The sequence below is a fragment of the Arthrospira sp. PCC 8006 genome, assembly GCF_046480465.1.
GTDB lineage: Bacteria > Cyanobacteriota > Cyanobacteriia > Cyanobacteriales > Microcoleaceae > Limnospira > Limnospira platensis.
This window is the reverse complement of sequence record NZ_PKGG01000157.1, coordinates 1-12,674: the sequence shown is the minus strand read 5'-3', so window position 1 is coordinate 12,674 and position 12,674 is coordinate 1. Positions and strand designations below refer to the sequence as shown.

The window sequence follows — 12,674 nt, the reverse complement described above, 5'->3', positions numbered from 1 at the left end:
ACACCATCCATCTTTAAAGTGATTCGCAGACCTCCCATTTCTCGTAGACAACTGCACTTGATGGTTCCGGCCAAAGGTGGGGTGCGTCGTAAATATGGCGGTACCACCACACGGCATGGGGTCAGGAAGGGCGACATTGTGCGTGCTGAAATGGCAGGTCGGGTTGTCGTCGGCTGGGTGAGTGGTGACACTCACAGACAGGTTTCTGTCAGCGATATCAACTGGAAGCGGTTGGGTCAATTCACCGCTTCTAAGGTCTCTTTGATTGCGCTTAGTACAAACTTGGTGGTTTCGGGGGCATTGAACCCCACTCAACCACCGCTCCTATCCCTCCCCCACCTGCTACGCGAGGATGGGCGTTTCTCGGAGAATTTTTGATGAACAGGAAAATATATCTCGCCACGCAGCGGTAGATGAAGGATGCTGCGAGGATATGGAACGAAAATATGGGTGGAATCTTGTGCGAATTGAGGTAACCTCAGATCCTATCCTTGAGGTTGATTGCGTATTTCTGGGGAAAACGGAGTTTCCTCGGCCCTATAATGAAACTGATAAGGAGGAAGATTGATGCGAAAATACATCATTTTTCGGGCTGATAAGGGTGAACCTGGTTGGAAAGAACGTAAACTCCAACATACCCAGGGTTTAACTAGAATTTTGGCTGAACATTTCGACTCTTCTGATCAACCTATTCCTGAGTTGGGATATCGACCGAGGGAGTTTATTCGTATTGATGGGTTGCATAATCCCACTGAACATGGCTACAGCACCCATTATCGCCAGGGTGACTGGGAAGTAACTAGGGTAGAAAGTTACTCTCCTGATGTGTCTATGGCTGAGTTTGATATGATCGTGATTTGCTTTTGCAAATATAGCCCTGTTAATGGTCCTGTGCAACCTATGCCAGAGCGTCGAGTGTCTGTAGATGGGTTCGCTGGGGATGAGAAGCGGTTGGAGCAATGGCACGAGTCCCAAAAGAAACCGACTGAGGTTTAGTTGGTCCCCGGTTTGCTTATTTGACTAGCCAGATTCGCCACGACAACAGAACCGCCAGCAGGGAAGAGGGGAATAGAACCGCGAAAAGAGCGATCGCATTGGTTTGGGGAATGGCGAAATTTGGCCCGCCATATTTGATCAGTAAGGATAGCCCTAGGGATAGGATCAGGATTTTGGCCACCAATAACAGTTTGTTGTCCATTTATATATAGGATGCGATGGGATGCGATCGCCTATATTTTACCAATTGGTGGCCGCCTTAACCCCCTAAGCCCTATGTCTGACACCCAGTCACCCCAACCGCCTTAGTCGGTATTCCCCACTGGGTGGGCGATACACGATTTCCCGGAAAAATTGAAAAAAAATTTTGTGGCAGGTGATATGATTTGCGATCGAGGTGGGTAAGTTAGAACTACAGAAAACAAATAACCTCATTTCACCCCGAGGAGAACGAATTATGAAGACTGAACTTAAAGCCAAATTCCTGCAACATATCTCTCAGAAAAAAAGAGACGGTGGTTTCACCTTAATCGAACTGTTAGTTGTAATTATCATTATCGGTATTTTGTCGGCGATCGCTCTGCCTTCCTTCTTAAACCAAGCTAACAAAGCCAGGGAGTCCGAAGCTAAAACATACGTTGGTTCAATCAACCGGGCTCAACAAGCGCGTTTGATGGAAACTGGCGACTTTACTACCTCAATAACTCAACTGGGTCTGGGTGTCAGCAGCGCAACAGCAAACTACACTTATAATCTACTCGCTAATGCTTCTGGTGCGGTGGTTAATGCCAACGGTATAGCTAATCTCCGCGACTATGGTGGTCTGGTCTGGGTAGGCGAAACAGCAGGAGGGGAGCGTACCACTTTGGCTAAACTGTGCGAAGCGCCTGATGCAGAAACCGAGGCAAATTTTGCAGCGGGCGCTAATAGTTGTGGTACTTTTAGAGAAATTTAACAGATAATCTAGCAGTTTAGGTTTCAGATGGAGTCAGCTAGGGTCTTTAACCCCATCGTCAACTATAAGATGGAGAGATGGCATACGGTGACACTGTTAAAGCCATAACTATATTGCTCTTGTTGATAAAATCAGAAACTGAGGCCACTTGAGAGTATTGTAAATAGGTAGTACAGTAGTGCTACCTATTTTGTTTTAAAATAACTAATTGAGTTTATCGCTGGGACTATGGTTGATAATCAGATGTCGGAAAAGCAGAATATTTTATCAGCAGAAGCTGATATTTACTTGCATAAAAGGGATTATCAACAAGCAGCCATTTTATATGAACAAGCCATCAATCTCAATCCCGACTATAAATATAATTACTGGAAACTGGGGTTAACCCTGCTGCTACAGGAGCGGGAGGAAGAAGCCCAGACCACCTGGCTGGTGGCGATGAGTGATGGAGACCCAGAACAGATTGACCAGTGGACGATAGACTTACTCGAGGTGCTATCATCAGAAGCCGATGCACGAACCTCCGCCGAAGACTATTCCGTGGCTTGGGGGATTCGCCAACACATTTTAGAAATAAACCCCCATGGTATTGATAATATATTAAAGTTAATTGATTTGTCAATTACCCTGACAACCTATACCGGAAATGAGATCGCAGAATATGGACTGGTTCCCTTACTGCAACAGGAGTCCATCAATGTCAATCCAGATTTACTACTGCACCTGTGGAAAAAACTCCTAGTTGTAGATGCAATTAATCCCCTATCTCTGGAATTGGGAGAGGCGGTGATTAACCATCTTGGTGAGCAACCGGAGTTTGTCACTAGCTTAATCCCTAAATTATACGATATTGCCTATTCCTTTGGTGAAATAGGTATAGCCAAGGGCTATGGAGAGTTGTTGTTGAACCTGGCACCGCATCATCAAGAGTTGCTGAGGGCTCTGGCTCAATTTTGTATTCAATTAACCGAGTATGACCATGGCATTGAATATGCCAGACGTTCCTATCATCTCACTGAATCCCCAGATCAGCAAGCCCTGGATAGCAATTTTATGATCAGTGGTCTGATGTCTCAAGGGGGATGCACAAAGCAAGTGCGAGAGGTGGTCAACCATCAGGAATCATTGCTGGATGCTATGCTGAAAGACCCGCCCCTAGACTTGGGAACTGGGGTTATGCAATTATATAATACCAGCTTTTTCTTTCCTTATGTTAGAGATTCACCTGCTGTCAACTCACAAATAAAAGCCCAAGTTGCTCAAATTTGCCAAGCCAACTTAGAAACGGCTCAGGCAGAAAATATCGCCACATATCAAGCCCGGAATTTACAGAAACGCCATCAATCCGCGACCAATCAACCCCTAAAAATTGGTTATATATCTTATTGTTTCCGGCGGCATTCTGTGGGTTGGATATCTCGCTGGTTATTTCAACATCACGATCGCGATAAATTTGAAATTTATGCCTATATGATTGGGGCAGAAAATCGACAAGATGCTCTCCAAAACTGGTATGCAGAACAAGCCAACAAGTCTTATCAATATGGAATAGTAAGCACAGAAGTTGCCGAGCAAATTTCTGAAGACCAGATTGATATTCTCATTGATTTAGATAGCCTGACATTAACCAATACCTGCGCCATTATGGCACTTAAACCCGCACCTGTACAAGTCACCTGGTTGGGATGGGATGCCTCTGCTATACCCACCGTTGACTATTTTATTGCTGACCCCTATGTTTTGCCAGAAAATGCCCAGGATTATTACTCAGAAACCATCTGGCGACTACCTCAAACCTATGTGGCCGTCGGTGGCTTCGAGGTCGGCATTCCCAGTTTGCGAAGAGAGGATATCAATATTCCCGAAAATGCCATTGTTTATTTTACCGCCCAAAGGGGGCCGAAATACAACCCAGAACTAGCCCAATTGCAAATGCAAATTCTGAAACAAGTACCCAATAGTTATTTGGTAATTAAGGGATTCGATAAAGAGCAATCTATCGCCGGTCTGTTTTTTGAGTTAGCAGAAGAACAGGGAGTTAGTTCAGAACAGTTGCGGCTGACGGGTTCAGTATCGACCGAGCAAACCCATCGCGCTAATTTACTTATAGCAGATGTGGTGCTGGATAGCTACCCATACAACGGCGCAACCACCACCCTGGAAACTCTGTGGATGGGTATTCCTCTGGTGACTAGGGTGGGGGAACAGTTTGCAGCCCGCAATAGTTATACAATGATGATGAATGCTGGTATCACCGAGGGTATTGCTTGGACTGATGAGGAATATGTGGAGTGGGGGGTTCGTCTGGGAACCGATGAAAGACTCCGCCAGGATATCTCCTGGAAACTACGCAAGTCTAGGCGGACTGCTCCTTTGTGGAATAGTAAGCAGTTCACCCGCGAGATGGAGAAAGCCTATCAGGAAATGTGGAAAATATATACTAGCGGACAATCATAAATTATCAATTTTTCATAGTCTCATGACTCCCAGGAGTTGATGAGCCAGCATCAATTGAATTCAAGGATAATAGGTATTGTGAAAATGACCAGTGATTTAGTAGCCGAAATGCGTCAGCAAGCCCAAAAATATCTCGATAATTGCCAATACCAACAGGCGATTAGATATTATGAAGCAGCTATTGAGGCAGAACCTAATAATAAGTATTATTATTTTTATCTGGGTTTGATGTTGCTGTTAGAAGGTCAAGAGGAAGAAGCTCAAATCACCTGGTTGTTAGCTATCAATGAGGAAGATATAGAACCGGTTGAGTATTGGAGTGATGAATTAAGTAATATTCTCGACACAGAAGCTAATCGACAAGCCCAATTATCAAATTATCAATTAGCCTGGGTGATTCGCCAACATCTTAGAGAACTGAATCCCACAGACATTAATAATTTGCTGGCTTTAATTGATTTGTCAATTGCCATTAATGCTTATACCCCAGATATCATCAAAGACTATGGAATTATTGACATCTTACAGAATAGCTCCTTGAGTGAAAATATTAATCAGGATTTATTAATCAGAGTTACTGAAAAAGTCTTGCAGGTTGCCACCCTAGAACCCTCATCTTTAGAGTTGCTAACAGCGATTATCCCTTATGTTACTAATGAGGAAGAATTTATCAGAGTTATTATAGATATAGCCTGTGATTTAGCCCGTACTGCACATGAACATTTGCAAGCCATAAAGTTATGCCAGATGGGTTTACAGTTAGCACCAAGAAGTAGAGCATTAATTAATTCTGTGGCCGCAATATTTACTGATATGGGGGACTATGCTCAAGGTATAGAATATGCCCAACGCGCCTATTCAGTCGTGGAAACTATACCGGAAAAACTTTGCCAAAGTTTCAGCATTCTCAAAGCCCTACTCACTGCGGGTGGATACTGGGATAAACTGTGGGATTTTTGGGAACAACACAAGCTATTAATTGACCAATTGATTGTTGAACATCCTAAGAATCTGGGGACTTCATCAATGGGAGTTTGTCTTTATACAGCCTCTTTTTATTTTCCCTATATAGTAGATAATCCTCGGGAAAATATCACGATCAGACAACAAATTTGTCAGGTATGTCAATCTAACGTGGAAATAGCCTTTCCGGAGCTAATTACCAAATTTCGGGGTCGCCATACCAGTTTGCGTCAGGGGGTACAACCATCCCCCAGGAAACTAAAGATTGGGTATGTTTCATCTTGTTTGAGGAGGCACTCTGTCGGTTGGCTGGCTCGTAGTTTATGGAAATATGGCGATCGCCATAACTTTGAAATTTATACTTACATGACCGAATCAAGAGTTTTTTACGATCCGATTCAAGAATGGTATATTGCTAACTCTGACCACATACATAAATATAGTTCTGTCAAGCTAGAATTAGCCGAGCAAATTTATGCTGATCAAATAGATATATTAGTAGATTTGGATAGCTTGACTACTTCCAATATGAGTGCAATTATGGCACTTAAACCAGCTCCCATACAAGTGACTTGGCTCGGTTGGGATGCTTCAGCAGTGCCAACAGTTGATTATTTTATTGCTGATCCCTATGTGTTACCAGAAAATGCTCAAGAATATTATCAGGAAACTATCTGGAGGCTACCTCAAACCTATTTAGCTGTGGATGGTTTTGAAGTATCTGTACCCACCATTACCCGTGCAGATTTAGCAATTCCTGATGATGCAATAGTTTATCTAGGGTTGCAAAGAGGCCCTAAGTACAATCCCCACATCGCCAAGTTGCAATTGGAAATTTTAAGGGAAGTTCCCAATAGTTATTTTTTAGTCAAGGGATTTGGTCAACAAGATTCTTTAAATCAGTTCTTTTTTGACATCGCCAATCAACAGGGAATCACTAGGGAGAGAATTAAATTTATTGCGCCAGTAAAATGGGAAGAAGAACACCGCGCTAATTTACTTATAGCAGACGTGGTGCTGGATACCTACCCCTACAACGGCGCAACCACCACAATGGAAACCCTGTGGATGGGTATTCCTCTGGTGACTAGGGTGGGGGAACAGTTTGCAGCCCGTAATAGTTATACAATGATGATGAATGCTGGTATCACCGAGGGTATTGCTTGGACTGATGAGGAATATGTGGAGTGGGGGGTTCGTCTGGGAACCGATGAAAGACTCCGCCAAGATATCTCCTGGAAACTACACAAGTCTAGGCGGACTGCTCCTTTGTGGAATGGTAAGCAGTTCACCCGCGACATGGAGAAAGCCTATCAGGAAATGTGGCAGCGGTATATTGACGGTGGCGGTTGTTAGCATATAGGCTATTTGAGCCCCGTGTTAAATTAGATGGAGATTAAATCCCAATGTCAACCATAAATGAATCAGACCTACAACGGAAAATTCGGGAGCAGTTCGACTTCACCCAGTATCCTAGAATCCCAGTGGAGAAATCACCAGAGACTGATTATGAACGCCTTTATATTCATAACTTGGTGACTCCCTATTACCTCAGAAACCAACAGGTTATTAAAACCGAAGGTAAAGTTATTTTAGATGCTGGCTGTGGTAGTGGATATAAGGCTTTGGCATTAGCATTAGCTAATCCTGGTGCTAAAATTGTGGGTATTGATATATCCGAAAATTCCGTAGAAGCCTCCCGGGATAGATTGAAATATCATGGCATAGAAAATGCCGAATTTCATGCCATGTATATTGAGGAATTACCCAGCTTAGGTTGGGAGTTTGATTATATTAATAATGATGAAGTTCTCTACTTACTACCGGATATCGTAGAAGGGTTGCAAGCCATGAAATCGGTGCTAAAACCCGATGGTATTATTAGAACCAATCTACACAGTGCTTTCCAACGCCATAACTTTTTTAAATCCCAGGAATTTTTTAAAATGATTGGGTTAATGGATGAACAACCCGGAGAAATGCAGATAGAAATGGCGCGAGAAACCATGAAATCTCTTAAAGACCAGGTATTGCTTAAACAGCAAACCTGGAACACACAAAAGGCAGAATCCGAAGAGTATCTTTTAAGTAATCATCTATTGCTGGGTGATAAAGGTTTCACTATCCCCGATGTTTTTGCTGCCTTGAAAGCTGCTGATTTAGAGTTTATCAGTATGATAAATTGGCGACATTGGGAAATTACAGATTTGTTTAAGGATGAAGATGATTTACCTGTTTTTCTCGGGTTGGGTTTGGCGGAAATGTCTACGGAAGACAGGTTACATTTATTTGAACTCCTGCAACCCATGCACCGTTTATTAGATTTTTGGTGTGGTCATCCTCACCAAGGTCAAGATTTTATCCCGGTTTCCGAATGGAGTGATTCGGACTGGCAAACCGCCAGAGTCAGTCTACATCCTCAGTTAGCTAACCCCCAGTCCCGGGAAGATTTAATTAATTGCATTACCAACCACAAACCCTTTGAAATTAGCAAGTATATCAAGTTACCTGTTTTTCTACCAATTCATCTTGATAGTGGCATAGCAGCTTGTTTATTACCACTGTGGGAGAGGGTTTGTACTGTTGAGGAGTTAGTGCAGCGGTGGCAGCAAATTCGACCCATAGACCCCATTACCCTAGAACCTGTTAGCCATGAAAAAGCCAGGGATGAAATTAAGGAGTTATTAGACACCCTAGACCCATTTTTATATGTGCTGTTAGAACGTTGTGGCTAAACTCTTAAAAACCGTAGGTTGGGTGAAACGCAGTGAAACCCAACATCATATCAACTGGTGAAGAAACGGTAGGTTGGGTGAAACGCAGTGAAACCCAACATCATATCAACTGGTGAAGAAACGGTAGGTTGGGTGAAACGCAGTGAAACCCAACATCATATCAACTGGTGAAGAAACGGTAGGTTGGGTGAAACGCAGTGAAACCCAACATCATATCAACTGGTGAAGAAACGGTAGGTTGGGTGAAACGCAGTGAAACCCAACATCATATCAACTGGTGAAGAAACGGTAGGTTGGGTGAAACGCAGTGAAACCCAACATCATATCAACTGGTGAAGAAACGGTAGGTTGGGTGAAACGCAGTGAAACCCAACATCATATCAACTGGTGAAGAAACGGTAGGTTGGGTGAAACGCAGTGAAACCCAACATCATATCAACTGGTGAAGAAACGGTAGGTTGGGTGAAACGCAGTGAAACCCAACATCATATCAACTGGTGAAGAAACCGGGTTTCTCAGCCGAAACGGTGAGGCGGGTTTATTATAGCGTTTCTCATATCCATAAGGTACAGCCCTCACCCCAAACCCCTCTCCCAATAGGGGAGAGGGGCTTTGAAAAGTACCTCACCAATCCACCGAACCGCTATAATATCGTCGTGGGGAATTGATAATTGACGGCAAAGAGGGGCGGGTTTATTAATATGGTCGTGGGGAATAAGTAATTGACGGCAGAACCCGCCCCTACAATTAATTATTAATTATTACACATATCGTAGGGTGCGCCAGAGGGATAACCTATCGGGTCAACGGCAAATTTCTTTCATCTGACGCACCGCTGCCATATCCTGGTGAAGAAACCGGGTTTCTCAGCCGAAACAGTGAGGCGGGTTTATTATAGCGTTTCTCATATCCATAAGGTACAGCCCTCACCCCAAACCCCTCTCCCAATAGGGGAGAGGGGCTTTGAAAAGTACCTCACCAATCCACCGAACCGCTATAATATGGTCGTGGGGAATTGATAATTGACGGCAAAGAGGGGCGGGTTTATTAATATGGTCGTGGGGAATAAGTAATTGACGGCAGAACCCGCCCCTACAATTAATTATTAATTATTACACATATCGTAGGGTGCGCCAGAGGGATAACCTATCGGGTCAACGGCAAATTTCTTTCATCTGACGCACCGCTGCCATATCCTGGTGAAGAAACCGGGTTTCTCAGCCGAAACGGTGAGGCGGGTTTATTATAGCGTTTCTCATATCCATAAGGTACAGCCCTCACCCCAAACCCCTCTCCCAATAGGGGAGAGGGGCTTTGAAAAGTACCTCACCAATCCACCGAACCGCTATAATATGGTCGTGGGGAATTGATAATTGACGGCAAAGAGGGGCGGGTTTATTAATATGGTCGTGGGGAATAAGTAATTGACGGCAGAACCCGCCCCTACAATTAATTATTAATTATTATCGGGTTCAACTACCGGAATAGTATCAGCTTTTAGCTTATCAATTACCTCCTGATTTTCATGGTCTAATTTAATCCGACCCTGTAACTTAGACATTAAAGCCGACCACTGCATGGGACTCAACTCGCCAACCAAGACAATTTCCGGCCCACCATCAAACTCTATTTCCTCCTCCATTAACAAGTTCATAGCCACACTAGATAAGACTAAATCAGCCTCTTCTGGGGTAATGTTGCTGTTATCTATCAATAAGGTCATCTCAGCTTTATCGGGATGATTAACGAGGGTTTTAATCACCTCTTGTAATTCTAATCCGACAGTTTCTTCTGATTGTGACCAGTCGGGGAAAATGATAAAATTCACCCTCTGAAGATTTAGACGTGCTAAAGTTACCTGAATTAAAGCTGAACTCATAATTTTCGCCATTTTCACCCAAGAAAACTGTTTGGCTTGTGTCAAACCTGCGGTAATTAAAGAGCTACGCACTGGGGATTTTTGCACTTCACACAAGGCATCTGTTAAACTATCAACATCATTAGCATCAATATAGATAGCCGCCTCTCCTGCGACTTCTGGAATGGAAGCGTTGGCACAAGTAATCACCGGACAACCACAGGCTAAGGCTTCTAAAACTGGCATCCCAAAACCTTCGTATAAGGAGGGATAAACTAAAGCCACAGCACCAGAATAGGCAATTTTTAATTCTTCATCACTGAGTGTTAATGAATGAACCACAGTGCCAGAGGTATATTGTCTGTATTCGTTAGCGAGGGTGACACCGCTACCGGTGCAAATGATTTCAAAGCCTTGTTTGGTGTGGAGTTGGTCAAAGGCACGGAAAAATAAGATGGCATTTTTGTAGTTACTACCAGCACCAACTAACAAGAAGTAGGGTTTACTAATGCCGTATTTATGTTTAAAAGTGCTGATTTCTGTGGCTGTAGCTGCGGTAAAAATGGGAGCGACACCACAATGAGCCACGGTAACTTGTTCGATGCTAATATCAGGGAAAAACTTAACTAAATCTCTGGCGGTATTTTCGGAGATGGCAGCGTAAGAACAAGCCTGACGGATAGCATGATGTTTTTCTCGCCACATGGGTTGATTTAAACTGCCTCCCAACACTTCTGGTATCATGTCATAAGCCATAAATACAGAGGGGGTAGATAGGGGGGTGGTGTAATAGGTGGAGATGAATAAATCGGCTCCTTCTTGGTCACAGACTTGCTGTAGCATTTGCTTATCAGCATCGGTGTTATTGTAACTATAGGCGGGTATAGTTAGATAACGGATACCAGGTATTTTGGGGGCGCTATTGGCGCGGTCTAATACAATAATATGGCCAGCAAATTCTGTGTTTGCCCATTCTTCTAAAAGAGTTCTCCACACCCTAGCAATACCTGTACTATAGAGTTGGAAAAATACACCATCAATAATGATTATTGGATGATTAGAATAGCGAAATACTCGATTTAAGTAAGTATTAATTATCTGACTATCTTTGGATTTGTTATATTTTAAGCCCACATCAAGATCCGGTGTATATTGACAATCTATAAATTTCAAGCCATGAGCAGTAAATAATAAATTCCAAGGTCTTAAATCAGCTATATTTTCTTCTTGGTCTAGCCGATCAAATTCTCGGTTAACCTGTTGTCTCATTTCTTCTAAACCCGGATAAAGGATATTACCAATTTGGGCGACATCAGACAAAATTACTCCAGGAATACATTTAACATCTTGATTCAAATGAGACTTATGGATAATTAAACCTTCATCAGTGGCTTTAATCAGATACTCTCTGGGACTGAGGGGATAGCCAATATATGGGAAAATAGATTTTCTTTGATATTCGGGAGAGTCTGCATAATAAAAGGATCTTCTCAAATTGGGGTCACAATGGGTACTGGCTTCATAGTCTAATTTTTGGAAAACTGGTTTAATCTGACTTAGTTTTTCAAGAGTAAGCTGACTCAGTATATTTTTACCACAAACCCTAGACTCTTTTGGGTCTGGCATTTCAATGATAAGCGATTTAGATATTTGGTTAATTTCTGATAAAAATAATTCTGCATCTTCCATGTGATGAAGAACAGATAATAACAGAGTTACATCAAAATATGTACAAGCTTGTGCAGCTTTAGCCACCCAGTCAAAGCTAACTATCGAGTTGATAAATATAACATTTGTTAATCCTTCTATTTTTAATAATTCTGCCTGTACGTCTGAATATCCTGGTTGCTTTTCAACGCTGACAAAAACATTATCTGGAAACTTTTTAGCAAGCTGGATAGTAAAAAAACCGACATTAGAACCAACATCTAATATTGTCTGTCCAGGCTTAATGTATTTTTCAATAACTTCTAATCTTTCTATATCATTTTTTCTCACTCCTTCGGCAATTAAATTTTTCCCTATATATATTGACTGATATACTTCAGGCAACTGTTGAATGAGTTTCTGGATTTTCTCTAAATTCAAAATTGTATCTGTCATTTTTGAATAAAGTTGTAAGGGTTAACTTTTCTATAATAAGGTTTATACTGGTTAAATATTTGTCATGTATATCAAAAAACGATCGCATTCTGACAAAACCAAGTCAGATAGGCAGGTTGCACGATTATACCACACCATGGCAAAAAACCGATCGCCTCCCCGCCACTGAAACAACACTTAACATTCCTCCAACCGTTCCGCCAACTCTCGTAACTCCTGGACAAACCGCCGCACTTCCGACTCGAAACAATGCCAGACTTGAGAATAGCCTTGCACAAGATCTTCCACCCGTTCCGTCTCCAGTTCAAAACCGTAGATATTGCGGACTATATGACGAAAACCGAGATACTCCCGGAGACTCAGCACCGTTTCCGAACTCAGAACTGGGGGGAGTCCTTCTCGTTCCACACTCATGCGGTTGAGGAGTCGCTTGTGCCAATCAAAACTCGAAGGTAACGCACCATTGAGTTCAGAAACAATCAATTGAAAAATCCTCTCGCAGCCCGTATAAAAATTATGCAATTTCAGTGCTAAACTCTCATAAAAAATCCCCGATAGTGTCGGATAGCGATCGATTTCCTGGCGCACTTGAACGATCGCATTTTCC

8 protein-coding genes and 1 pseudogene are annotated in these 12,674 nt (G+C 42.7%); 6 read left to right on the top strand and 3 right to left on the bottom strand.

Annotated elements, in window-relative coordinates; genetic code table 11:
• Together B9T16_RS19485 and B9T16_RS19480 are read left to right on the top strand one after the other, a co-directional pair.
• Positions 1–378 (top strand): annotated as a pseudogene (locus B9T16_RS19485) (hypothetical protein); the annotation flags it as partial.
• A gap of 189 nt (positions 379–567) precedes the next feature.
• Positions 568–996, top strand: a complete 429-nt coding sequence (locus B9T16_RS19480) for a hypothetical protein (protein ID WP_006617497.1) — start codon at positions 568–570, stop codon at positions 994–996.
• Between the two features lie 16 nt (positions 997–1,012).
• On the opposite strand, the gene B9T16_RS19475 is transcribed toward B9T16_RS19480, so the two are convergent.
• Positions 1,013–1,198 carry a hypothetical protein gene (locus tag B9T16_RS19475; protein WP_006617496.1) on the bottom strand — a complete coding sequence of 62 codons (186 nt, stop codon included), beginning with the start codon at positions 1,196–1,198 and terminating at the stop codon, positions 1,013–1,015.
• 255 nt (positions 1,199–1,453) lie between these two features.
• On the opposite strand from B9T16_RS19475, the gene B9T16_RS19470 reads away from it, so the two are divergent.
• The 4 genes from B9T16_RS19470 to B9T16_RS19455 all read left to right on the top strand — a co-directional run bounded on the left by B9T16_RS19470 (position 1,454) and on the right by B9T16_RS19455 (position 8,106).
• Positions 1,454–1,951 carry a type IV pilin-like G/H family protein gene (locus B9T16_RS19470; RefSeq protein ID WP_410245541.1) on the top strand — a complete coding sequence of 166 codons (498 nt, stop codon included), beginning with the start codon at positions 1,454–1,456 and terminating at the stop codon, positions 1,949–1,951.
• 228 nt (positions 1,952–2,179) lie between these two features.
• Positions 2,180–4,408 (top strand): hypothetical protein, encoded by a 2,229-nt coding sequence (locus B9T16_RS19465; RefSeq protein WP_014274696.1) that lies wholly within the window; start codon positions 2,180–2,182, stop codon positions 4,406–4,408.
• 84 nt (positions 4,409–4,492) lie between these two features.
• Positions 4,493–6,727 carry an O-linked N-acetylglucosamine transferase, SPINDLY family protein gene (locus B9T16_RS19460; RefSeq protein ID WP_410245540.1) on the top strand — a complete coding sequence of 745 codons (2,235 nt, stop codon included), beginning with the start codon at positions 4,493–4,495 and terminating at the stop codon, positions 6,725–6,727.
• A gap of 50 nt (positions 6,728–6,777) precedes the next feature.
• Positions 6,778–8,106 carry a class I SAM-dependent methyltransferase gene (locus B9T16_RS19455; RefSeq protein ID WP_410245539.1) on the top strand — a complete coding sequence of 443 codons (1,329 nt, stop codon included), beginning with the start codon at positions 6,778–6,780 and terminating at the stop codon, positions 8,104–8,106.
• Between the two features lie 1,456 nt (positions 8,107–9,562).
• Here the strand turns inward: B9T16_RS19455 and B9T16_RS19450 are convergent.
• Together B9T16_RS19450 and B9T16_RS19445 are read right to left on the bottom strand one after the other, a co-directional pair.
• Positions 9,563–12,067 (bottom strand): glycosyltransferase, encoded by a 2,505-nt coding sequence (locus tag B9T16_RS19450; RefSeq protein WP_410245538.1) that lies wholly within the window; start codon positions 12,065–12,067, stop codon positions 9,563–9,565.
• A 177-nt stretch (positions 12,068–12,244) separates the two neighbouring features.
• Positions 12,245–12,674 (bottom strand): hypothetical protein (locus B9T16_RS19445; protein ID WP_410245537.1); only part of this gene is annotated, 430 nt, incomplete at its 5' end.